The sequence below is a fragment of the Shigella sp. SIG3 genome, from assembly GCF_053555855.1.
This window is the reverse complement of sequence record NZ_JBQZXE010000035.1, coordinates 1-24655: the sequence shown is the minus strand read 5'-3', so window position 1 is coordinate 24655 and position 24655 is coordinate 1. Positions and strand designations below refer to the sequence as shown.

Annotated in this window: 19 protein-coding genes and 2 pseudogenes; 6 read left to right on the top strand and 15 right to left on the bottom strand. The window is 49.7% G+C overall.

The features are described from left to right. Nucleotides 1–230: 230 nt before the first annotated feature. Nucleotides 231–1310 (bottom strand): alanine racemase, encoded by a 1080-nt coding sequence (gene alr / locus ACUU1I_RS08955; protein WP_001147328.1) that lies wholly within the window; start codon nucleotides 1308–1310, stop codon nucleotides 231–233. Nucleotides 1311–1362: 52 nt separating this feature from the next. After that, a complete protein-coding gene (gene dnaB / locus ACUU1I_RS08950) occupies nucleotides 1363–2778 on the bottom strand; it encodes a replicative DNA helicase (protein ID WP_000918363.1) in 1416 nt (471 codons plus the stop codon). Nucleotides 2779–2860: 82 nt separating this feature from the next. Between dnaB and ACUU1I_RS08945 the strand changes: the two genes are divergently transcribed. Further along, the gene (locus tag ACUU1I_RS08945) at nucleotides 2861–3844 is read left to right on the top strand and encodes a quinone oxidoreductase (RefSeq protein ID WP_000235503.1); all 984 of its coding nucleotides are present in this window, start codon (nucleotides 2861–2863) and stop codon (nucleotides 3842–3844) included. Between the two features lie 165 nt (nucleotides 3845–4009). Here the strand turns inward: ACUU1I_RS08945 and pspG are convergent, their stop codons facing one another. The 3 genes and pseudogenes from pspG to ACUU1I_RS08930 all read right to left on the bottom strand — a co-directional run bounded on the left by pspG (nucleotide 4010) and on the right by ACUU1I_RS08930 (nucleotide 6771). Then, entirely contained in the window at nucleotides 4010–4252 is a 243-nt protein-coding gene (gene pspG / locus ACUU1I_RS08940; protein ID WP_000891402.1) for an envelope stress response protein PspG, read from the bottom strand. 133 nt (nucleotides 4253–4385) lie between these two features. After that, nucleotides 4386–5423: a tRNA dihydrouridine(20/20a) synthase DusA gene (gene dusA / locus ACUU1I_RS08935; RefSeq protein ID WP_005050598.1), complete on the bottom strand. Its 1038-nt coding sequence runs from the start codon at nucleotides 5421–5423 to the stop codon at nucleotides 4386–4388. 362 nt (nucleotides 5424–5785) lie between these two features. Next, nucleotides 5786–6771: pseudogene (locus tag ACUU1I_RS08930) on the bottom strand (DUF2713 domain-containing protein). 317 nt (nucleotides 6772–7088) lie between these two features. On the opposite strand from ACUU1I_RS08930, the gene zur reads away from it, so the two are divergent. Continuing rightward, on the top strand, nucleotides 7089–7604 hold the full coding sequence (gene zur, locus ACUU1I_RS08925) for a zinc uptake transcriptional repressor Zur (protein WP_001295691.1): 516 nt from the start codon (nucleotides 7089–7091) through the stop codon (nucleotides 7602–7604). Nucleotides 7605–7645: 41 nt separating this feature from the next. On the opposite strand, the gene ACUU1I_RS08920 is transcribed toward zur, so the two are convergent. From ACUU1I_RS08920 to dgkA, 4 genes are all read right to left on the bottom strand, one after another. Continuing rightward, the gene (locus ACUU1I_RS08920; RefSeq protein ID WP_001030593.1) at nucleotides 7646–7855 is read right to left on the bottom strand and encodes a CsbD family protein; all 210 of its coding nucleotides are present in this window, start codon (nucleotides 7853–7855) and stop codon (nucleotides 7646–7648) included. 115 nt (nucleotides 7856–7970) lie between these two features. Beyond that, nucleotides 7971–9296 carry an MATE family efflux transporter DinF gene (gene dinF, locus ACUU1I_RS08915; protein ID WP_001301116.1) on the bottom strand — a complete coding sequence of 442 codons (1326 nt, stop codon included), beginning with the start codon at nucleotides 9294–9296 and terminating at the stop codon, nucleotides 7971–7973. A gap of 72 nt (nucleotides 9297–9368) precedes the next feature. Continuing rightward, nucleotides 9369–9977, bottom strand: coding sequence for a transcriptional repressor LexA (gene lexA, locus ACUU1I_RS08910; protein ID WP_000646078.1), 609 nt, complete (start codon nucleotides 9975–9977; stop codon nucleotides 9369–9371). 109 nt (nucleotides 9978–10086) lie between these two features. Beyond that, nucleotides 10087–10455, bottom strand: a complete 369-nt coding sequence (gene dgkA / locus ACUU1I_RS08905; RefSeq protein ID WP_000002907.1) for a diacylglycerol kinase — start codon at nucleotides 10453–10455, stop codon at nucleotides 10087–10089. A 170-nt stretch (nucleotides 10456–10625) separates the two neighbouring features. Between dgkA and plsB the strand changes: the two genes are divergently transcribed. Next, the gene (plsB, locus tag ACUU1I_RS08900) at nucleotides 10626–13049 is read left to right on the top strand and encodes a glycerol-3-phosphate 1-O-acyltransferase PlsB (RefSeq protein ID WP_005050606.1); all 2424 of its coding nucleotides are present in this window, start codon (nucleotides 10626–10628) and stop codon (nucleotides 13047–13049) included. 154 nt (nucleotides 13050–13203) lie between these two features. On the opposite strand, the gene ubiA is transcribed toward plsB, so the two are convergent. From ubiA to malK, 6 genes and pseudogenes are all read right to left on the bottom strand, one after another. Beyond that, a complete protein-coding gene (gene ubiA / locus ACUU1I_RS08895; RefSeq protein WP_000455228.1) occupies nucleotides 13204–14076 on the bottom strand; it encodes a 4-hydroxybenzoate octaprenyltransferase in 873 nt (290 codons plus the stop codon). Between the two features lie 12 nt (nucleotides 14077–14088). Next, nucleotides 14089–14586, bottom strand: coding sequence for a chorismate lyase (gene ubiC / locus ACUU1I_RS08890; protein ID WP_005071384.1), 498 nt, complete (start codon nucleotides 14584–14586; stop codon nucleotides 14089–14091). Between the two features lie 222 nt (nucleotides 14587–14808). Continuing rightward, nucleotides 14809–16389: pseudogene (locus ACUU1I_RS08885) on the bottom strand (SopA family protein). A 228-nt stretch (nucleotides 16390–16617) separates the two neighbouring features. Beyond that, the gene (gene malM, locus ACUU1I_RS08880) at nucleotides 16618–17538 is read right to left on the bottom strand and encodes a maltose operon protein MalM (protein WP_000783445.1); all 921 of its coding nucleotides are present in this window, start codon (nucleotides 17536–17538) and stop codon (nucleotides 16618–16620) included. A 151-nt stretch (nucleotides 17539–17689) separates the two neighbouring features. Next, complete coding sequence (lamB, locus tag ACUU1I_RS08875; RefSeq protein WP_000973658.1) at nucleotides 17690–19030, bottom strand: maltoporin LamB; 1341 nt, start codon at nucleotides 19028–19030, stop codon at nucleotides 17690–17692. Nucleotides 19031–19101: 71 nt separating this feature from the next. Beyond that, nucleotides 19102–20217 carry a maltose/maltodextrin ABC transporter ATP-binding protein MalK gene (gene malK, locus ACUU1I_RS08870; protein ID WP_005050616.1) on the bottom strand — a complete coding sequence of 372 codons (1116 nt, stop codon included), beginning with the start codon at nucleotides 20215–20217 and terminating at the stop codon, nucleotides 19102–19104. Between the two features lie 364 nt (nucleotides 20218–20581). Between malK and malE the strand changes: the two genes are divergently transcribed. From malE to malG, 3 genes are all read left to right on the top strand, one after another. Then, nucleotides 20582–21772 (top strand): maltose/maltodextrin ABC transporter substrate-binding protein MalE, encoded by a 1191-nt coding sequence (malE, locus tag ACUU1I_RS08865; protein ID WP_000695390.1) that lies wholly within the window; start codon nucleotides 20582–20584, stop codon nucleotides 21770–21772. Between the two features lie 153 nt (nucleotides 21773–21925). Next, a complete protein-coding gene (gene malF / locus ACUU1I_RS08860) occupies nucleotides 21926–23470 on the top strand; it encodes a maltose ABC transporter permease MalF (protein ID WP_005071378.1) in 1545 nt (514 codons plus the stop codon). A gap of 14 nt (nucleotides 23471–23484) precedes the next feature. After that, nucleotides 23485–24375 (top strand): maltose ABC transporter permease MalG, encoded by an 891-nt coding sequence (gene malG / locus ACUU1I_RS08855; RefSeq protein ID WP_001252058.1) that lies wholly within the window; start codon nucleotides 23485–23487, stop codon nucleotides 24373–24375. Nucleotides 24376–24655 lie beyond the last annotated feature (280 nt).

Genomic DNA, 24655 nt, shown 5'->3' with positions numbered 1-24655 from the left:
GGCAGGTGGTTAAAACACAATAAACCGGAAGAAGGCGAAGATCGAGTGGATGTTCAGGAGCGAACGGCAATTAGCAACAGAGTGAGACTAATGATAAACGTACATCCGCCAGAGGCACGACCTTTATAAGAGCATGAAAGAACATCAACTTATTGAATTTTTAGGATTTTATTGGCCGGATAAGGCATTCACGCCGCATCCGGCACAGACAATCAAATATTACAGAACGATTAATCCACGTATTTCATCGCGACCCTTGAAGTCAGGCGCGTAATAAGTTCGTAAGCGCTTACTTTCGTCATTTCAGCGATACGTTCTACGGGCAAACCTTCGCCCCATAAAATGACCGGATCCCCGGCTTTGTCCTGCGCCTGTGGACCTAAGTCTACGCAGATCATATCCATCGCCACGCGCCCGACAATCGGTACTTCGCGACCGTTCACCAGCACTGGCGTACCGGACGGCGCGGCGCGCGGATAACCATCGCCATAGCCCATCGCGACTACGCCAAGACGGGTATCACGTTCGCTTACCCAGGTTCCACCATAACCAACAGGCTCTCCGGCTTTATGCTCACGCACGGCAATCAGGCTGGAGGTTAGTGACATCACTGGCTGACAGCCAAAATCGGCACCGGTGGAGCGATCTTCCAGCGGCGAGACGCCATAAAGAATGATGCCCGGGCGCACCCAGTCAAAATGCGACTGTGGCCACAGCAGAATGCCACCCGACGCGGCAATGGAACGTTGACCAGGTTTGCCTTCGCAAAAGGTATTAAAGATAGCGAGTTGTTTCTCGGTTGCGCCACATTTTGGTTCATCCGCGCGCGCAAAATGGCTGACGATATTCACCGGCTGACGAACGTTTTTGCACTGGGTCAGGCGATGATAAAACGCCTCAGCCTGTTCCGGCCTTACGCCCAGACGGTGCATACCGGTATCGAGTTTCATCCAGACGGTAACCGGCTCGTCCAAGCTAGCCTCTTCCAGCGCAGCCAGCTGTTCTTCGTTATGCACGGCGGTATGAAAATGTTGCGCAGAAATCGTCGGCAGATCTCTGGCATCAAAAAAGCCTTCGAGTAACAGTACAGGTTTGGTGATTCCCCCCGCACGCAGTCGCAGAGCTTCTTCGAGACGGGCTACGCCAAAGGCGTCAGCATCGGGGAGCGTTCGCGCGGTCTCAAGAAGACCGTGACCATAAGCGTTCGCTTTCACCACCGCAACCATTTTACTGGCAGGTGCCAGTTCACGAAGACGTTGCAGGTTGTGTCGCAGAGCGCGGCGGTTAATCACAACAGTTGCCGCTTGCATTTGTGTTCCTTGATAATTGTTTGCTTTAATTACCTAATTCATAAAATAATTATTATTCGTCGTCGTACTGCGGCCCCGCATAGTTGTCGAAGCGCGACCATTGACCGTTAAAGGTCAGGCGTACCGTCCCGATTGGGCCGTTACGTTGTTTACCGATAATAATTTCCGCGATGCCTTTTAAATCACTGTTTTCGTGATACACCTCATCACGATAGATAAACATGATCAAGTCCGCATCCTGCTCGATAGAGCCAGATTCACGCAGGTCGGAGTTGACCGGACGTTTGTCGGCACGTTGTTCCAGAGAACGGTTCAACTGGGACAGCGCCACCACCGGCACGTTCAGTTCTTTCGCCAGTGCTTTCAGCGAGCGGGAGATTTCTGCAATTTCCAGCGTACGGTTATCGGAAAGCGCCGGTACGCGCATCAGTTGCAGGTAGTCGATCATGATAAGCCCGATGCCGCCGTGTTCACGGGCAATACGGCGTGCGCGGGAACGCACTTCCGTTGGCGTCAGGCCGGAAGAGTCATCGATATAGATATTGCGTTTTTCGAGCAAAATACCCATGGTGCCGGAAATGCGCGCCCAGTCTTCATCATCGAGCTGCCCGGTACGGATTTTAGTCTGGTCAACGCGCGACAGCGACGCCAGAGAACGCATCATGATCTGTTCTGATGGCATCTCCAGCGAGAAGATAAGTACTGGTTTATCCTGCAACATTGCCGCGTTTTCGACGAGGTTCATCGCAAATGTTGTTTTACCCATCGACGGACGCGCGGCGACGATGATCAAATCCGACGGCTGCAAGCCAGCGGTTTTTTTGTTGAGATCGTCATAACCGGTGTTTACCCCGGTAACGCCATCGTGTGGCTGCTGAAACAACTGCTCAATACGCGCCACGGTTGCGTCGAGCACATCGGCGATGTTCTTCGGCCCTTCGTCTTTGTTTGCACGACTTTCGGCAATTTTAAAGACGCGGGATTCAGCAAGGTCCAGCAGATCTTCGCTGGTACGCCCCTGCGGATCAAAACCGGCTTCAGCAATCTCATTCGCAACCGAGATCATCTCACGGACAACGGCACGTTCACGCACGATGTCCGCATAAGCACTGATGTTCGCCGCACTTGGCGTATTTTTTGACAGCTCTGCCAGATAAGCAAAACCACCGACGCTATCGAGTTGCCCCTGGCGTTCCAACGATTCCGCAAGGGTAATCAGATCGATAGGACTACCGCTTTCCTGCAAACGCGCCATTTCAGTAAAGATATGACGGTGTGGGCGGGTGTAAAAATCGTCTGCTACCACACGCTCGGCTACATCATCCCAGCGTTCGTTATCCAGCATTAAACCGCCCAACACCGACTGCTCCGCTTCGATCGAGTGCGGAGGCACTTTCAGCCCGGCAACTTGTGGATCGCGTTCGCGGGGTTCAGCCTGCTGTTTGTTGAAGGGTTTATTTCCTGCCATAGTGAATGGAGTTACCGAAATAAAGAATGGGTCGAAACTTTACCATATGAAGCAGACCCTGACGATACGTTCTGGAGGACACATGGCAACACGAATTGAATTTCACAAGCACGGTGGCCCGGAAGTACTTCAAGCCGTAGAGTTCACTCCTGCCGATCCGGCGGAGAATGAAATCCAGGTCGAAAATAAAGCCATCGGCATCAATTTTATCGACACGTATATCCGCAGCGGCCTTTACCCGCCGCCATCGCTACCCAGCGGATTAGGTACCGAAGCGGCAGGCATCGTGAGTAAAGTCGGCAGTGGTGTAAAGCATATTAAGGCTGGCGATCATGTAGTCTATGCGCAGTCGGCGTTAGGCGCTTACAGCTCTGTGCATAACATTAATGCGGATAAAGCGGCGATTCTGCCTGCGGCAATTTCTTTTGAGCAACCTGCGGCATCCTTCCTGAAAGGCTTAACGGTTTATTATCTGCTGCGCAAAACCTATGAAATTAAACCCGATGAACAGTTCCTGTTCCACGCAGCGGCTGGCGGCGTTGGCTTAATTGCCTGCCAGTGGGCAAAAGCCCTGGGCGCGAAACTCATCGGCACCGTAGGAACCGCGCAAAAAGCGCAGAGCGCGCTAAAAGCCGGCGCGTGGCAGGTTATTAACTATCGTGAAGAGAATCTGGTCGAGCGATTGAAAGAGATCACCGGCGGTAAGAAAGTGCGCGTAGTGTACGATTCCGTGGGCAGAGACACCTGGGAACGGTCGCTGGATTGCCTGCAACGCCGCGGCTTAATGGTCAGTTTTGGCAACTCATCAGGTGCGGTTACCGGTGTGAACTTAGGCATTCTCAATCAAAAAGGCTCGTTGTATGTGACACGCCCTTCCCTGCAAGGCTATATCACCACGCGGGAGGAATTAACCGAGGCCAGTAATGAACTGTTCTCTTTGATTGCCAGCGGTGTGATTAAGGTCGATGTCGCCGAGCAGCAGAAATATCCGCTGAAGGATGCGCAGCGTGCGCATGAGATTCTGGAAAGCCGGGCGACGCAAGGTTCCAGCCTGCTGATTCCATAAAAGAAATAGGGCTTCCACCTGGGAAGCCCTTTCTTTTTATAGTTCGGCTGTATGTAGGGTACAGCACGATGAATCTGTTAGAGGCGCAATAGTGACAGATTTGATTATCAATTCCTATTTTGTTCTAAGGATAAAACCTTAGGTTGTGATCATCCGCACAATCCCTTAGTAACGCCAGCGGTCATAACGCTGATATTTCGGCATTTTTGGTGCTTTAATCGCCTTAATAACCCACACCACCGCAATCGCCAGTAGTAACCACGGCAGCAACTTAATCATCAATGCCAGCATACCGCCGAGGAACATAATGGCCGTCGCCACAACCAGCGCGGCGATAATGCCCAGCAACGAAACGCCGGTGACCATCAGCATGACAAAAAAGCCAATCACAAAAAGTAGTTCCAGCATGATGCTCTCCCAAATATGAAATCTCTTGCTGGCATTACAAGAATCATGCCAAAAATAATCTATTGATTTAACAGCAAAACGCCCCGCGACGGTGCGCAGGGCGTGGTGAATTTGACTACTTTTTGGTGAAAAGTTAACGCTTATCCGCCACCAGTTTGAGCGCGTGTTCCAGCACGTTAATGTCAGCACCCGCTTTATGGGCATTTTCACTTAAATAACGCCGCCACTGCCGCGCGCCAGGAATACCCTGGAACAAACCCAGCATATGCCGGATAATATGGCCGAGATACGTCCCCTGGCTGAGTTCATGCTCAATGTACGGATACATGGCACGCACTACTGCCACCGGATCGGCATCGGTATCCGAGGAACCAAAGATCTCCCGGTCTACCGCCGCCAGAATACCCGGATTCTGATACGCCTCGCGCCCGACCATCACGCCATCCATATGTTGCAAATGCGCTTTAGCTTCTTCCAGCGACTTGATACCACCGTTAATCGACATTGTCAGATGCGGGAAGTCACGCTTCAGTTGATACACACGCGGATAATCGAGCGGCGGGATTTCACGGTTTTCTTTCGGGCTTAACCCCGAAAGCCAGGCTTTACGTGCGTGGATGATGAACATCTCACACTCGCCTTTGCCGGAAACGGTATTGATGAAATCGCAGAGAAATTCATAGCTGTCCTGGTCGTCGATGCCAATACGCGTTTTCACCGTCACCGGAATCGACACCACATCGCGCATCGCTTTCACGCAGTCGGCAACCAGCTGCGCATTACCCATCAGACACGCACCAAACATGCCGTTCTGCACCCGGTCAGACGGGCAGCCGACATTCAGGTTGATCTCATCATATCCGCGCGCTTCTGCCAGCTTTGCACACTGCGCCAGCGCCGCCGGATCGCTACCGCCCAGTTGCAACGCTACCGGATGTTCTTCTTCACTGTACGCCAGATAATCACCTTTACCGTGAATAATCGCCCCTGTGGTCACCATTTCGGTATAAAGCAACGTATTGCGGGAAAGCAGACGCAAGAAATAGCGGCAATGTCTGTCCGTCCAGTCGAGCATTGGTGCAACACTAAACCGACCACTCCAGTGAACGTCAGTTTTTTCAGGCATTGCGCTGGTTTGGTTGATTTTTTGCATTTCAGAATTACCGTGCATTTTCAAATGTAGAGATTATTTTATCGATATATCATGGGGTTATGTTATTCAGCTTCACTGTTCAGGAGGCTCAATAGCGGGGTACTATACCATAACAACAGGAAGCGCCTGTCTCATTGCAAAAGAAAATTGAGATCCTCTCAAGGCATGAAGCTCTCACGAAGTGATGGAAATAATCTTATTAGCCGTTAACTTTGTTAAGGCCAATGATAAACAATCCAGGTTCGACGATAAATAAAAAATCACACATTAAACTCTGGTGATATATCTCCCTGCTAATAGCATTGATAGAGAAAAAAGAACCCAATAAATATTGGGTCCTTTTATATAATGCCTTCCATACTATTGAAGAACTTCACATATTATTTCTCCGATTTAACCCCGAACAAGTCATAAATTAATTTAGAAGTGTCTGTAAGTATTTTAATCTCTTCCTTTGAGGTTGGGTCAAACGACTTCGCGAAGCTAATTAATTGTGGTGCAGCATCTCGCATTTTGCTTAAAATATCAGGATCGAGCGTTCCTTCATTCACCAGATGTGACATCTTATCCAGATAGCCATCAAAATTCATTTCTCCCCCATCTGCCAGACGCTTCATCTCTCCCAGGTACTTCTTCATATCACGTTGATATAATTTTTCAAACTGAGCTTTCAGGTAGCTCTCATTATTTTCATTAATATACACTGTTTCTGATAAATCTGCGTAGGCACTAGAATATGAAAGTGAAATTAACAGCGAAGCAAATAATTTTAAGCTGTTGTCATCATGTTCCTGGCAGGCATTAACAAACGTTAAAAAACCAGAACCTATTGCTTGAAAATGTATATTCGCTAAAGGTTCATTATCCTTAGATTCCTCATAAAATAGCTGAACCGTGGAGGGAAGGCCATTCTTAGTTTCTACATCAAAAGTACATTGTTCAATGGGCATTGCATCTTTATTATCCCCAGGATTACATATACTATTAATCGCGAAATGAAAAATAGCCCGGTCAACAACTGATGCAATAAAGTCACGATCGTTTAAATCCTCATCAGTGCAATCGTCAGTATACTTATTGACCCACATTTTGAGATCATTTATTTGCTCAATTAAAAACACATTTTTTTACGTGCATGCCATAAATTATGCGTGATTCGTTGAATAAACAAATCTATTTTTGCAATAATTATATCCCGATGACGCAGCGCTGCATAATCAATAGATTTACCATATATATTATTTAATTTACCTTTGATTGAACCTCTATTATCCAATTTATCTTTGGTTGCATCTTTATTTTCGAATTGATTTGAATTGAGTGTTTTATTAAAGTATCCAGTTGCACCGGGTATTATCTTCAACATGATTCATCTACCTTTTTTGTCGTACCGTGTCCTCCTTATAATTCTTTTGCCATCTGGTCACTATCAAAAATCGCTCATAATTTCTGAACTACAGGTATGCGTTTAAACCCAGTTAAATAAATAGCGAGTTAACTTGAAGCAATTTATTTAAAAATGAATTATTAATTATTATCGTGTTGATAATGGTACGACAAGGCAACACAACACCTTACCTACAAAACAGAAAATCAACATTACGGCAACAATAAGGGTTCTCGGTGTTTTTCCTGGAACATGGTAAAGTAAGGACATTCTTAACCCCCACTTTGAGGTGCCCGATGGAAAAGACCACAACGCAGGAGTTATTAGCGCAGGCTGAAAAAATCTGCGCGCAGCGTAATGTGCGCCTGACCCCACAGCGCCTGGAAGTGTTGCGCCTGATGAGTCTGCAGGATGGCGCTATCAGCGCTTATGATCTGCTTGATTTACTGCGCGAAGCTGAACCGCAAGCCAAGCCGCCAACGGTTTATCGCGCGCTGGATTTTCTGCTTGAGCAAGGTTTTGTGCATAAGGTGGAATCCACCAACAGTTATGTGCTCTGTCATCTGTTCGACCAGCCCACGCATACGTCAGCCATGTTTATTTGCGATCGCTGCGGCGCGGTGAAAGAAGAGTGTGCAGAAGGCGTGGAAGACATTATGCATACGCTGGCGGCAAAAATGGGGTTTGCCCTGCGGCATAATGTGATTGAAGCACATGGGCTCTGTGCGGCATGCGTGGAAGTGGAAGCGTGTCGTCATCCTGAACAGTGCCAGCATGATCACTCTGTGCAGGTGAAAAAGAAACCGCGTTAAGAGGGCGTACATCCTTGTACACGTCGGGCAGGAGGGATTAATTACCAGCGATATTCATTGCGGGTTTCCCAATCCACGACCTCTTTTTCTGCCTGATCTTTCTGATAACCATAACGTTCCTGGATTTTACCGACCAGTTGATCACGTTTACCTTCAATGATCGTCATATCATCATCGGTCAGTTTGCCCCATTGCTCTTTCACTTTACCTTTAAACTGTTTCCAGTTACCGCCGGCTTCATCTTTATTCATAATCAAGACCTCATCGTTAGGTTGTGAATGAGAGTACGTTCACTTTTCTTCTGAACGTGAGATTAAGTGTAGTCAGCAATTTGGCTTAGGATAATTTATTCAGAATTTTTAACCGTCACGTTGCGGCAAACCAGGTACCGTTGCGCCAGTGACGCCGCCAGATAGCCGCCAGAGAAAGCCCGCGCAACGCCAGAAAGACGGTTAATGCCAGCCACAAACCATGATTACCCAGCCACGGCAGCGTAAGGAGCGTCAGCGCAAAACCTGCGGCGGCCACCGCCATACTGTTACGCATTTCGGCGGCACGCGTTGCGCCTATAAACATGCCGTCCAGCAGATAACACCAGACGCCAACCAACGGCAAAATCACCTGCCAGATAAGATAGCGGTCAGCCAGCTGCTGAATCTGGGTTAACGACGTCAGCAACGCAATGATGTGTTCCCCTGCCAGCAAATAAACCACCGAAAACAGTAACGCTACAATCCCCGACTGGCGGCACGCTGCCCGCCATACATCCAGCAACTGGCTACCGTCGCGCGCACCGTATGCCTGACCGGAGTGCGCTTCAACCGCGTAGGCAAAACCATCAAGCGCATAGGCGGTAAAGGTGAGTAGCGTCATCAGAACCGCGTTAACAGCGATAATGTCACTCCCCAGTCGCGCACCAAGTACGGTGATCGCGCCGAAACAGAGTTGCAACAACAGCGAACGCAGCATGATATCGCGGTTAAGCGCCAGCAAGCGACGGAAGTTTCCTCGCCAGGCAGTTTTCAGCATTTCGCCGGAAATTCCGCGTAGTTTGAGGATTTTACGCACCATTAGCAGACCAATCAGCAATGTTGCATATTCCGCAATAACCGTCGCCAGCGCCGCGCCCTGCACGTTCATATGCAGCCCCATCACCAGCCAGACATCCAGCACAATGTTGAGGATATTGCCGACCACTAACAAAATTACTGGCGCACGGGCATATTGCACGCCGAGTAACCAACCGAGTAATACCAGATTCGCCAGCGACGCCGGAGCGCTTAACCAGCGGATTTCAAGAAAGCGCCGCGCCTGTTCCAGGACCGCTTCACTACCGCCAACAATATGCAGCGCCAGATCGATAATCGGCGTACGCAACAGCGCAATTAACGCCCCGGCCCCCAACGCCAACAGCAACGGTTGCACCAGCGCACGGGCTAATGCCTGAGGATTTTTGGCACCATAAGCCTGCGCAGTCAGCCCGGTGGTGCTCATGCGTAAAAACAGCAACAGCATAAAGAGAAAGCTGGTCGCCGTTGCACCAACCGCCACGCCGCCCAAATAAACCGGACTATCAAGATGACCAATTACCGCCGTATCGACCAGTCCCAGCAACGGAACGGTGATATTGGAGAAAATCATGGGTAAGGCGAGATGCCAGAGTGCTTTATCAGATGAAGTGAGGAATGCCATGCAGACAAGCCTGATGAAGAGAGATGAAAAACAAACCGCGACGCCAGGCGGCATCGCGGTCTCAGAGATATGTTACAGCCAGTCGCCGTTGCGAATAACCCCAACCGCCAGCCCTTCAATGGTGAAGCTCTGCTGACGAAGGTCAACGACAATTGGTTTAAACTCGCTATTTTCTGGCAACAGTTCGACTTTATTGCCCTGTTTTTTCAGGCGCTTAACGGTAACTTCGTCATCAATACGTGCGACAACGACCTGACCGTTACGTACATCCTGAGTTTTATGCACTGCCAGCAAGTCGCCATCCATAATGCCGATATCTTTCATCGACATCCCGCTGACGCGCAGCAGGAAATCAGCATTCGGCTTGAACAAGGAAGGATCGACCTGATAATGACCTTCAATATGCTGTTGCGCCAGAAGCGGTTCACCGGCAGCCACACGACCTACCAGCGGCAACCCTTCTTCCTCTTCCTGCAACAGACGAATCCCGCGTGATGCGCCGGAAACAATTTCAATAACGCCTTTGCGTGCCAGCGCCTTCAGATGTTCTTCAGCCGCGTTTGGGGAACGGAACCCCAAACGCTGCGCGATTTCCGCACGCGTCGGCGGCATACCTGTCTGGCTGATGTGATCACGGATGAGATCAAACACCTCTTGTTGCCTGGCCGTTAACGCTTTCATTCCGCCCCCTGGGTGTATATACAGTTATACTGTGAGTATATACAGCAAAAGGCGATTTTGGAACCATAAACTGCACAATAAACCAGAGATTTATCGAAATCTGGAAGGGTTATCCAAAATGCGACCATAACAGGATGCACCAGGTAATCACGGCGACGATAATGGCAATCAGCACCGCGGCGGATCCCATATCTTTTGCGCGTCCGGAAAGCTCATGGTATTCAGAGCCAATTCGGTCAACCACTGCTTCGATGGCGCTATTGAGGATTTCCACAATCATCACCAGCATCACGGAGCTGATAAGCAGCACGCGGGTAATTGCGTCCACATCCAGCCAGCAGGCGATGACCACCGCCAACAATACCGCTACGCCTTCCTGACGGAATGCCGCTTCGTTGATCCATGCAGCGCGTAAACCTTTCCAGGAATAGCCAGCAGCTTTGATAATTCGGGTGAATCCAGTGGTATTATTGGCCATTGAAAGAACCTTTTTACATTATGAGCGTCAATATCAGTGTACCGTTAAATCCGATGATTCGGGTTTGCGTAACGCCGCGCGAAACATGAGCGGATACCACAGAATTTCCCATGACTTTCTGCTATCCTTGCCGCGCATTTGCATTATTAACCAGAGGCTTTACATCGTTTATGTCCGGCTGGCCACGAATTTACTACAAATTACTGAATTTACCATTAAGCATCCTGGTAAAAAGCAAGTCTATTCCGGCAGATCCTGCCCCGGAACTGGGGCTGGATACCTCTCGTCCAATTATGTACGTTTTACCGTACAACTCGAAAGCAGATTTGCTGACGTTGCGCGCCCAGTGTCTGGCACATGATTTGCCTGACCCGTTAGAGCCGCTGGAAATCGACGGCACGCTACTGCCGCGCTATGTGTTCATTCACGGCGGGCCGCGTGTATTCACCTATTACACGCCGAAAGAAGAGTCTATTAAGCTTTTCCACGACTATCTCGATTTGCACCGTAGCAACCCAAATCTGGATGTGCAGATGGTGCCAGTATCGGTGATGTTTGGTCGCGCGCCGGGGCGTGAAAAAGGCGAAGTGAACCCGCCGCTGCGTATGCTTAACGGCGTACAGAAATTTTTCGCTGTACTGTGGCTCGGTCGCGACAGTTTTGTGCGTTTCTCGCCGTCAGTGTCGCTGCGCCGTATGGCGGATGAACACGGCACGGATAAAACTATCGCTCAGAAACTGGCGCGCGTGGCGCGTATGCACTTTGCCCGTCAACGTCTGGCTGCCGTAGGCCCACGTCTGCCTGCTCGTCAGGATCTGTTTAATAAGCTGCTCGCCTCCCGCGCCATTGCCAAAGCGGTAGAAGATGAAGCGCGCAGCAAAAAAATCTCCCATGAAAAAGCGCAGCAGAACGCGATTGCGCTGATGGAAGAGATTGCGGCGAATTTCTCTTACGAGATGATCCGCCTGACTGACCGCATTCTGGGCTTCACCTGGAACCGATTTTATCAGGGCATCAACGTCCATAACGCCGAGCGCGTTCGCCAGCTGGCCCACGACGGTCATGAGCTGGTGTATGTGCCTTGCCACCGCAGTCACATGGACTACCTGCTACTTTCTTACGTGCTGTACCACCAGGGGCTGGTGCCGCCGCATATCGCCGCCGGGATCAACCTGAACTTCTGGCCGGCCGGGCCGATTTTCCGCCGTCTGGGGGCGTTCTTTATTCGCCGTACTTTTAAAGGCAATAAACTTTATTCCACCGTTTTCCGTGAGTATCTCGGCGAACTGTTCAGCCGTGGTTATTCCGTCGAGTACTTCGTGGAAGGCGGTCGTTCCCGCACGGGGCGTTTGCTGGATCCGAAAACCGGTACGCTGTCGATGACCATTCAGGCGATGCTGCGTGGCGGCACGCGTCCGATTACGCTGATTCCGATCTATATCGGTTATGAGCACGTCATGGAAGTGGGTACTTACGCCAAAGAACTGCGCGGCGCGACGAAAGAGAAAGAGAGCCTGCCGCAGATGCTGCGCGGTTTAAGCAAGCTGCGTAATCTCGGTCAGGGTTACGTCAACTTCGGTGAACCAATGCCGTTGATGACCTACCTTAACCAGCACGTACCAGACTGGCGTGAATCTATCGATCCCATCGAAGCGGTGCGTCCGGCCTGGTTAACGCCGACGGTCAATAATATTGCTGCCGATCTGATGGTACGCATTAACAACGCAGGCGCGGCAAACGCCATGAACCTGTGCTGTACTGCGCTACTGGCATCACGTCAGCGCTCACTCACCCGCGAGCAGTTAACCGAGCAACTCAACTGCTACCTGGATCTGATGCGCAACGTACCTTACTCCACGGACTCTACCGTTCCTTCAGCCAGCGCCAGCGAGCTTATCGATCACGCGCTGCAAATGAACAAGTTTGAAGTCGAGAAAGACACTATCGGCGACATCATCATTCTGCCACGCGAGCAAGCGGTGCTGATGACCTACTATCGCAACAACATTGCGCATATGTTGGTGCTGCCTTCGCTGATGGCGGCAATTGTCACCCAGCATCGCCACATCTCCCGCGACGTATTGATGGAGCACGTCAATGTGCTTTACCCAATGCTGAAAGCGGAGCTGTTCCTGCGCTGGGATCGCGACGAGTTGCCGGACGTTATTGATGCGCTGGCAAATGAGATGCAACGTCAGGGGCTGATTACCCTGCAAGATGATGAGTTGCATATCAACCCGGCGCATTCTCGCACCCTACAGCTGCTGGCCGCAGGCGCGCGCGAAACGCTGCAACGTTATGCCATCACCTTCTGGTTGTTGAGTGCCAACCCGTCGATCAACCGCGGTACGCTGGAGAAAGAGAGCCGCACCGTTGCGCAACGTCTCTCCGTGCTGCACGGCATCAACGCGCCGGAGTTCTTCGACAAGGCGGTGTTCAGTTCTCTGGTGCTGACGCTGCGTGATGAAGGGTATATCAGCGATAGCGGCGATGCCGAACCAGCAGAAACGATGAAGGTTTATCAGTTGCTGGCGGAGTTGATTACATCAGACGTGCGTTTGACGATTGAGAGTGCGACGCAGGGCGAAGGGTAATCAGAGAGAATTGCCGGATGCGGCGAAAACGCCTTATCCGGCCTACCATGACCTGCAAATTCAATAAATTGCGATTCACCGGGTAGGCCTGAGAAGCGCAGCGCATCAGGCAACCCAGAAGAAAGCCGGATGATCATCCGGCTTTTTTACATCATCAGAAATGCCAGTAACTCATTGCCAGTCCTAAAAACAGTACCAGACCAACATAGTTATTATTCATAAATGCTTTAAAGCAGGCTTCACGCTCGCGGTTGGCAATCAGTTTTTGTTGATAAACAAACAGCGCGCCAGCCACCACAATTGACCAGTAATATCCCCAGCCTAAGCCATTTAACTCACCGATGATCGCCATCAGTGCCAGTACGCCAATCTGCAAAATACCAATAATCAATTTATCGTATTGGCCGAACAGGATTGCCGTGGATTTAATGCCAATCTTCACATCATCATCGCGGTCAACCATCGCATACTGCGTGTCGTAAGCCACCGCCCAGAGAATATTGGCGAGGAACATTAACCAGCAACTCAATGGCACCGACTCACTCACAGCGGCAAAAGCCATTGGAATCGACCAGCCAAACGCCGCGCCCAGCACCACTTGCGGGAGATGGGTATACCGCTTCATAAACGGGTACACCCACGCCAATGCCAGAGCGGCAATCGACAACAGAATGGTCATCGTATTCAGCGTCAGAACCAGTAAAAACGAAATCAGTACCAGCACTACAAACAGCGCGCGCGCCTCTTTCTCTGTTACCGCGCCGCTGGGAAGTGGTCGGTTCGCCGTGCGCTTAACATGACCATCAAACTTGCGATCAGCATAATCATTCACCACGCAACCAGCAGCGCGCATCAGCCAGACACCCGCGACAAACACCGCCAGGATCCAGAGCTGAGGAACGCCCGGTGTCGCCACCCACAACGCCCATAATGTTGGCCAGAGCAGCAATAACGCGCCAATTGGCTTATCCGTACGCATTAAGCGATGAAACGCCAGCAGCTTATTCTGCGTCAGACTCCACTCCATATTTTTTTCCTCTTAGTACAACGGTGACGCCGGTAAAAACAGTTCTGTTAGCAACAGCGGTTTACCGCTTAATCGCAGGCGGGAACGTCGCCCCCACAGTCCGGCATCACGGCCTATCTCGATAAAATCCCGGGTTAGTGTCGATGATGTGAACAGATAGCGTCCTAACGGCGTTTTACCCAATTTTTGTAACGCTAGTTCCGGCCCGCTTAATGTTGATACAGGAACGACGGTACGACCGGCAAGCCACGGTTCACCATCGGCACATAACAAAATTTCACGTAACCAGTAACGAGACTCTTTCGGCAGTAGCGGCAGTTCTTCGGGGATTTCATTCTGCTCGACAAACCCCTCGCGGATCATCGTCACACTCACCGTTTTTCCCTGCTGTTCAAAACGTTTTGTCATGGAATCCTCCAGCAACAGCCAGTCGAACAGTTGCGGATCCAGGGCAGGGATCTCTTTAAAATAGCGCAGCGCACGCAGTTGCGTTAACGCGGGGTGTGACATGCCGAACTCTCCGTTACATAACGTAAAGGCATTGTATCGCAGAAAAGTGTTTACGGGAGATGTAAAGCAAATTAAGTGATCTAATGCGCAACAAAAACGCAACAATCGCATGAAGTGGTAAAACGCTGTTGAACCTTACGCTTTGCCGATGCCCGTGCTGGCGAGGGCAACCATAGGGGCATCACCGCCCATGATGCTAGGAACGGTGATGTTTTCCTTTACTTAAATACCTTTATTCTTTATACGAGTAGCTCGCCAACTCGCAGTAAAAATTGGGAAAAGCGCATATTTACCATGAGATTTGGAGCTGAAAAGTGTTTCCTGAGTAAGATTAATAGGCAACATCTTATGTCTGGATTTATAGATACACGTGGAATTCCAATTGGTATCTTTTGTAGGATTCAACATATCATGTAAGCGCTGGGAGCTTACCACCATAACAGGCCCATCATCGACAGAGGAGAACAGGATAAATATATTATCGTTTCGTGTTAATTTATTAGTGTTAAAGGTTCTTAACTTTTCTTCAGTTTCTATAAATATAGGTGAAACATCATCACTACGAATCCACTCTTTATAAAGATACCAGGCATTTGCTTTGATCATATCATCCGTTGATCGTAAGGCCTGATCGATAAGTTGGATAAAAAAATTGTTATTTTTATCAACCAGCCCTTTATTCATATTAAATCTGTTAATAAAATGGATCATCTGTTGGGTATCGAAATTCACCTTACTGAATCGATGTTGACGCATAAAATTATCGAACTTGTCATCTTCCCCAGAATGTATATAACTACGTATAATTGGATCTTTTATATAAGGACAATGGCTAAATGTTTTCTTCATATTCTCAATAAAGTTTTTATTAACAATATTGAGAATTTTTAATTGCATCACCAGTTTTACTGCCAGAACGGATTTCAATATCATTGCATTATCTGGCAATGTATCAATCATTTTTATAATGTTATTGATATAACCATCGAGATCTTCATTCCCAAATATATCTGAATAATCAATAGTTAATTCCAATTGTTCTGTAATGCAATCTTAAAAATTCCCTGTCGACATTCGCACATGATCAAACATAACAGCTGTCAAATTCGATTTAATAAATGATATTTCTTTGGCAGACAGAAACTCTGCTCTGGTGAAGTGCGAAGCGTAAAGATAACAATTATCGAAGTTTGAATTTCTAATCTGACATTCGCGAAAATTACTATGACCAAGTTGACTCTGCGAGAAGTCAACTGTATCAAGAATATTTTGGCTAAAATCAACACATTCGCCACTCGTTTTGAGAAAAATCACATTGTGTAAACGTCGACATTTAAATATGACATTATGAACTGTTGCCTTAGTAAAATTGCAATTCTCAATTTCTTTACATTCGAAAGTTACATGTTGTAGATTTGATGATAAAAAAGACACCTTAGAAATAACGTCACCTTTAAAATGACAATTTGTTAAATCAAAATCAGACAGGTCGATATACCCCTGCGCATCTTTATCCATCAGAAAATTACAAGCGCATTCTATTTTTTCATTTCTGTAGAATTTTACACTTATAGTATCATTACTAATTGAGACTTCACGTAACATATTTATTGCATGATTTTTTTCGTTCCGTTGTTTTATATTTAAAAATATATCACTGATATAAATAAAGTTATCTCTGTTTAAACCTGTCACCCCATTGAAATTACGTAGTAAATCAAGATCTACTATATTATTTCCTTGCACCACATCATGTTTCATCAAAGAGTTATTGCCGCCAGAATTTGTGATATGACCTATCATAAAACCTCTGTAATACAGAAATAAAATAACCTGGAAAAGTAGCCTGAGCGTCCAGACACTACCGGCGAAAGGAAAAGAATCTCTGATAATGCATTGAAATAATGGACATTCTTAGTGAAGAAGAAGTGAAGTACTATAAAAAATCGCTCATATCCCAGGAAGGAAGCATAAAAAAAGGTGCGCCAGGAGACGCACCAGTTGTTGCAAAATCAGCACTGTGGGGCGTAATTACCCCTTGCCTTTTACACTGCTGATAAAGGTGGAACGGGCAGATGTCGATCCCAGGCGTTCAGCTTCATCAAGCAGTTTTAACGCCTTATCAACATCACCTTTCGCGACAGCGTTTTTGATCGCGGTATTAAAATAACTTTCCGTGTCGTTGAGCATCGGCTCGCTTTTCTTCACCGGCACCGGAGCAGGTGCAGCCACAGCTGGTGCCGCCGTGTTGCCTACCGTAACCGGAGCTGGAGCGGAAGAACCAAATAGTGGTCCTACCAACACGCTGGAGCTGGAGTTCGTTTTGACTTTCAGTTTCAGTAAGCCATCGCTGGTATGACGAGCAACCGGATCGGGAATATCCGGGATCGAGTTACCGACGCCTTTGGCATAGGCTTTAGCCGGGTCGAGCAGTTGGGTCGTCTGCTGGAGATCTTTTTCCATGGTAAAGACCAGAACATAAAGTTTTTGCTGCCCCAACGCCGGTGTCAGGCGCATAACGCCTTCCAGCCGATCTGCACTCATCACGCCCAGTTCCTGGTAGGTGAAATAACTGCTGGGGAAGAAGGCTGATGGGGTCATGTTCTGATCAATAATCAGCACGTTCGGCGCAAAAACGCTGGTTTGTTTGTTCACTTCGCTGGTCAGCGTCAGGGTCAGTTCGCCAATGTTTGCCGGGACGCTGTACGCAGCAACCGGACCACTGATGCCGGGAACGCTCAGTTGTTGGCCGCCGGTCGCCAGTTGGGTGGTCTGGGTTTTAGATTGATCGACCGGTGTCCAGGTGAGTTGTTGCAGCGCGGCAGATGGAATGGCTGGCGCGTCGCTGGTGTTTTGCGGTACGTAGTTAACATCGGCAAGGCTAATTCCAGGCGCGCTTGCCAGTAACCCTGCTGATAAACAGAGGGCGATGAGACTTTTATTCATTTTCATTGTTTTCACCTCAAAATCTGGAGCTCAGCGGTAGCCAGGCAATAGCGCGCTAAACCCGATAATCAGAGGGGCTTTCGCCCCTTTCAGATAATGACAACCTGTTTTTATGCCGGATGCGGCGTAAACGCCTTATCCGGCCCAGGTTTTGCTATTACCACCAGATTTCCATCTGGGCACCGAAGGTCCACTCGTCGCTGTCGCCACGACCGAAGCTGCCGCCGTTGAAATCAGCAGGAACGGCTTTGCCGTAGTTCGGGTTAACCTTGCTATCGCCGTTGTAGTCGTAACCCCATTTCTCATCCCACTTGGCGTAGGTTGCGAAGACACGAATAGCCGGGCGTGACCAGATGCTGTCGCCAGCCTGCCATTGTTGTGCGAGGGTAATTTTGTACTGATTGTTCTTGTCGCCGGTGCGCTGGGATTCGACGTTGTCGTAGCCGATTTCCATCACGGTGCTCATGATTGGCGTCCACTTGTACATCGGGCGAATACCAACGGTCCACCACTTGGTGCCGTTGTCGTTATCCCAGTTGATATCCTGGTACATACCCACGTACATCATGTCCCAGTTGTCGCCCATGGAGATCGCACCGTGGTCGAGGATACGCAGCATGTGACCGTTGTTGTTGATATTGTAGGCAAATTTTTCGTTATCAAACGCGACGCCAGAACCCTGCGACAGACCTTTACCCTGCGAGGTCATCGAGTCAGTAGCGTACTGAACAACAAACTTGTTAAAGCCCTTCAGGACACTCTGAGTATGTTCAGCAGTGAATAACCAGCCGTCTTTCGATGCGCCATCAACCAGACGATAGTTATCACGCAGGTTGGCACGACCGTAGTCGACACCCAGTTCTAATGTGCCGCCCGGGTTGATTTCCATCTGCGCTAAACGCACATCGAAAACGTCGTTCGCGGTTTCGTTGGTATAGTCATAAATATTGTTGCTGGCAAAAGAGGAAGAACCACCAGCTTCAGAGGAGCGGGTTGCTGCCAGAGAGAGTTTACCGAAGCCAACATCGATGTTTTCCAGACCGGCACCAGGACCAGAAATATCCCAGTAGTAGAAGTCGATCATATGAACGTCATGACGTTGGTAGAAGCGCTTACCTGCCCAGATGGTGGAACCTGGCAGCCATTCGATCAGGTTTTTTCCCTGCACGTTTGCTTCACGGAAGGCCGGATCGGTAGCTTCCCAGTCATTCTGTTGCGCGACGGAATAGGCCACGTTAGTGTCGAAATAGAAGCTCTTATCGCCCTCTTTCCACACTTCCTGACCCAATTTTAATTCAGCATAAGTTTCACATTCGTTGCCAAGACGGTATTTACTTTGAGCACCGGTAGTCTGGAAACACTGTTGTTCACCGCCGCTACCTGTCCAGCCAATACCGGAACGTGCATAGCCGTGGAAATCAACAGCCATTGCCTGAGCAGACATTACGCCCGCTGCGACGGCAACCGCCAGAGGAAGTTTGCGCAGAGTAATCATCATTCTATCTCCTGAGTCATTGCTTTTCTTTTTTCACATCACCTGTGACAGGCTTTGTGTGTTTTGTGGGGTGCTTAAACACCCGGCTCCTTATGCAGTCGACGACATGCAGTGCCATCCTCACGGAACAGATGGCAACGCTCTGGCGGCAGGCCGATAGCGAATGTGGCACCTTCTTCTACCAACACCACGTCGTTCTGGCGGTACACCAGGTTTTGACGAATGGAAGGGATCTGGATATAGATTTGGGTTTCGTTGCCGAGTTGCTCGACGACCTGAACTTCACCCTCAAGGATGACGTCAGCGATATCACTCGGCAGTAGATGTTCCGGGCGAATACCCAGCGACATATTGGCTCCAACCTGGACATCACGGCTTTCAACAGGCAGCCAGACTTGTTGACGATTTGGCATCGGCAGCTCCACCTGCACTTGATCGATTGCGGTGGCGGTCACTTTTACCGGCAGGAAGTTCATCTTTGGCGAACCGATAAATCCGGCGACAAAACGGTCTGCCGGATAGTGGTACAGTTCCAGCGGTTTCCCAACCTGTGCCACGCGACCGGCGTCCAGCACCACGATTTTGTCGGCCAGCGTCATCGCTTCGACCTGATCGTGGGTGACGTAAATCATTGTGCGGCCCAGGCGTTTATGCAGACGGGAGATTTCGATACGCATTTGCACACGCAGTGCAGCATCGAGGTTGGAGAGCGGTTCATCGAGCAAAAATACGCTTGGCTCGGCCACCAGCGTACGGCCAATCGCCACGCGCTGACGCTGACCACCGGAGAGCGCTTTCGGTTTGCGATCCAGCAAATGCGCCAGTTGCAGCACTTCCGCCACCTGGTTGACGCGTTGGTTAATCACCTCTTTTTTTGCGCCAGCCAGTTTCAGGCCAAATGACATGTTTTCTGCTACTGACAGGTGGGGATAGAGCGCGTAAGACTGAAACACCATACCAACGCCGCGTTCTGCTGGCGGAGTGTCATTCATCCGTTTCTCACCGATGAACAGGTCGCCGCTGGTGATCGTCTCAAGCCCGGCAATCATGCGCAGTAAAGTCGATTTACCGCAGCCAGACGGTCCGACAAACACCACGAATTCACCTTCATGGATATCGAGATTGATATCTTTCGATACCACGACCTCGCCCCAGGCTTTCGTTACATTTTGCAGCTGTACGCTCGCCATGCCCTTCTCCCTTTGTAACAACCTGTCATCGACAGCAACATTCATGATGGGCTGACTATGCGTCATCAGGAGATGGCTTAAATCCTCCACCCCCTGGCTTTTTTATGGGGGAGGAGGCGGGAGGATGAGAACGCGGCTTCTGTGAACTAAACCGAGGTCATGTAAGGAATTTCGTGATGTTGCTTGCAAAAATCGTGGCGATTTTATGTGCGCATCCCCACATTACCGCCAATTCTGTAACAGAGATCACACAAAGCAACGGTGGGGCGTAGGGGCAAGGAGGATGGAAAGAGGTTGCCGTATAAAGAAACTAGAGTCCGTTTAGGTGTTTTCACGAGCACTTCACCAACAAGGACCATAGATTATGAAAATAAAAACAGGTGCACGCATCCTCGCATTATCCGCATTAACGACGATGATGTTTTCCGCCTCGGCTCTCGCCAAAATCGAAGAAGGTAAACTGGTAATCTGGATTAACGGCGATAAAGGCTATAACGGTCTCGCTGAAGTCGGTAAGAAATTCGAGAAAGATACCGGAATTAAAGTCACCGTTGAGCATCCGGATAAACTGGAAGAGAAATTCCCTCAGGTTGCGGCAACTGGCGATGGCCCTGACATTATCTTCTGGGCGCACGACCGCTTTGGTGGCTACGCTCAATCTGGCCTGTTGGCTGAAATCACCCCGGACAAAGCGTTCCAGGACAAGCTGTATCCGTTTACATGGGATGCCGTACGTTACAACGGCAAGCTGATTGCTTACCCAATCGCTGTTGAAGCGTTATCGCTGATTTATAACAAAGACCTGCTGCCGAACCCGCCAAAAACCTGGGAAGAGATCCCGGCGCTGGATAAAGAACTGAAAGCGAAAGGTAAGAGCGCGCTGATGTTCAACCTGCAAGAACCGTACTTCACCTGGCCGCTGATTGCTGCTGACGGGGGTTATGCGTTCAAGTATGAAAACGGCAAGTACGACATTAAAGACGTGGGCGTGGATAACGCTGGCGCGAAAGCGGGTCTGACCTTCCTGGTTGACCTGATTAAAAACAAACACATGAATGCAGACACCGATTACTCCATCGCAGAAGCTGCCTTTAATAAAGGCGAAACAGCGATGACCATCAACGGCCCGTGGGCATGGTCCAACATCGACACCAGCAAAGTGAATTATGGTGTAACGGTACTGCCGACCTTCAAGGGTCAACCATCTAAACCGTTCGTTGGCGTGCTGAGCACCGGTATTAACGCCGCCAGTCCGAACAAAGAGCTGGCGAAAGAGTTCCTCGAAAACTATCTGCTGACTGATGAAGGTCTGGAAGCGGTTAATAAAGACAAACCGCTGGGTGCCGTAGCGCTGAAGTCTTACGAGGAAGAGTTGGCGAAAGATCCACGTATTGCCGCCACCATGGAAAACGCCCAGAAAGGTGAAATCATGCCGAACATCCCGCAGATGTCCGCTTTCTGGTATGCCGTACGTACTGCGGTGATCAACGCCGCCAGCGGTCGTCAGACTGTCGATGAAGCCCTGAAAGACGCGCAGACTCGTATCACCAAGTAATGCTGTGAAATGCCGGATGCGGCGTGAACGCCTTGTCCGGCCTACAAAACTGAAACGCATGTAGGCCTGATAAGACGCATCAGTGTCGCATCAGGCAGTTGTTGTCGGATAAGGCGTGAAAGCCTTATCCGTCCTGGAATGAGGAAGAACCCCATGGATGTCATTAAAAAGAAACATTGGTGGCAAAGCGACGCGCTGAAATGGTCAGTGCCAGGTCTGCTCGGCCTGCTGGTGGGTTACCTTGTTGTTTTAATGTACGCACAAGGGGAATACCTGTTCGCCATTACCACGCTGATATTGAGTTCAGCGGGGCTGTATATTTTCGCCAATCGTAAAGCCTACGCCTGGCGCTATGTTTACCCGGGAATGGCTGGAATGGGATTATTCGTCCTCTTCCCTCTGGTCTGCACCATCGCCATTGCCTTCACCAACTACAGCAGCACTAACCAGCTGACTTTTGAACGTGCGCAGGAAGTGTTGTTAGATCGCTCCTGGCAAGCAGGCAAAACCTATAACTTTGGTCTTTACCCGGCGGGCGATGAGTGGCAACTGGCGCTCAGCGACGGCGAAACCGGCAAAAATTACCTCTCCGACGCGTTTAAATTTGGCGGCGAGCAAAAACTGCAACTGAAAGAAACGACCGCCCAGCCCGAAGGCGAACGCGCGAATCTGCGCGTGATTACCCAGAATCGTCAGGCGCTGAGTGACATTACCACCATTCTGCCGGATGGCAACAAAGTGATGATGAGCTCCCTGCGCCAGTTTTCTGGCACGCAGCCGCTCTACACACTCGACGGTGACGGCACGTTGACGAATAATCAGAGTGGCGTGAAATATCGTCCGAATAACCAAATTGGCTTTTACCAGTCCATTACCGCCGACGGCAACTGGGGGGATGAAAAGCTAAGCCCCGGTTACACCGTGACCACCGGCTGGAAAAACTTTACCCGCGTCTTTACCGACGAAGGCATTCAGAAACCGTTCCTCGCCATTTTCGTCTGGACCGTGGTGTTCTCGCTGATCACTGTCTTTTTAACGGTGGCGGTCGGCATGGTTCTGGCATGTCTGGTGCAGTGGGAAGCGTTGCGCGGCAAAGCGGTCTATCGCGTCCTGCTGATTCTGCCCTACGCGGTGCCATCGTTCATTTCAATCTTGATTTTCAAAGGATTGTTTAACCAGAGCTTCGGTGAAATCAACATGATGTTGAGCGCGCTGTTTGGCGTGAAGCCCGCCTGGTTCAGCGATCCGACCACCGCTCGCACGATGCTGATTATCGTCAATACCTGGCTGGGTTATCCGTACATGATGATCCTCTGCATGGGCTTGCTGAAAGCGATTCCGGACGATTTGTATGAAGCCTCAGCAATGGATGGCGCAGGTCCGTTCCAGAACTTCTTTAAGATTACGCTGCCGCTGCTGATTAAACCGCTGACGCCGCTGATGATCGCCAGCTTCGCCTTTAACTTTAACAACTTCGTGCTGATTCAGCTGTTAACCAACGGCGGCCCGGATCGTCTTGGCACGACCACGCCAGCCGGTTATACCGACCTGCTTGTTAACTACACCTACCGTATCGCTTTTGAAGGCGGCGGGGGTCAGGACTTCGGTCTGGCGGCAGCAATTGCCACGCTGATCTTCCTGCTGGTGGGTGCGCTGGCGATAGTGAACCTGAAAGCCACGCGAATGAAGTTTGATTAAGGGAGATAACAAAAATGGCAATGGTCCAACCGAAATCGCAAAAAGCACGTTTGTTTATTACTCACCTGCTACTGCTACTTTTTATCGCGGCGATTATGTTCCCGCTGCTGATGGTCGTCGCTATCTCGCTGCGTCAGGGAAACTTCGCGACCGGTAGCCTGATCCCGGAGCAAATCTCCTGGGATCACTGGAAACTGGCGTTAGGTTTTAGCGTTGAACAGGCTGATGGTCGCATTACGCCACCGCCATTCCCGGTACTGCTGTGGCTGTGGAACTCGGTAAAGGTCGCTGGGATTTCCGCGATTGGCATTGTGGCGCTCTCCACCACCTGCGCCTACGCTTTCGCCCGTATGCGCTTTCCAGGCAAAGCGACGCTGCTGAAAGGAATGCTGATTTTCCAGATGTTCCCGGCAGTACTTTCACTGGTCGCGTTGTATGCGTTGTTTGATCGTCTGGGTGAGTACATTCCATTCATTGGCCTGAATACTCACGGCGGCGTAATTTTCGCGTATCTGGGTGGGATTGCGCTGCATGTCTGGACCATCAAAGGCTATTTCGAAACCATCGACAGTTCGCTGGAAGAAGCGGCTGCGCTGGATGGTGCGACACCCTGGCAGGCCTTCCGCCTTGTCCTGTTGCCGCTGTCAGTACCGATTCTGGCGGTGGTATTCATCCTGTCGTTTATCGCTGCCATTACTGAAGTTCCGGTCGCGTCGCTGTTACTGCGTGACGTAAACAGCTACACCCTGGCCGTGGGGATGCAGCAATACCTCAACCCGCAAAACTACCTGTGGGGTGACTTTGCCGCCGCTGCCGTGATGTCTGCATTACCGATCACCATCGTCTTCTTGCTGGCTCAACGCTGGCTGGTCAACGGCCTGACGGCAGGTGGTGTGAAAGGTTAAAGATGTTGTTCTGCCAATGTTATGCCGCTGCACCCTCAACTTACGTTATCCCAACTTGTGACTATTATTCGGCGCTCCACGGAGCGCCTTTTTTCTTTCGTCTGCAATCTGAATCGTTCGCCGGTTAATATTCCCATCATAGAACTTATTATTTTTACGTTATTTGTTTTCCCACTTACGATAATTCTCTTTCGTGCTCTGAGTCACGGCAATAGTATTGTTTTCATCAATTTTTGATAATTATCACAATTAAGATCACAGAAAAGACATTACGTAAACG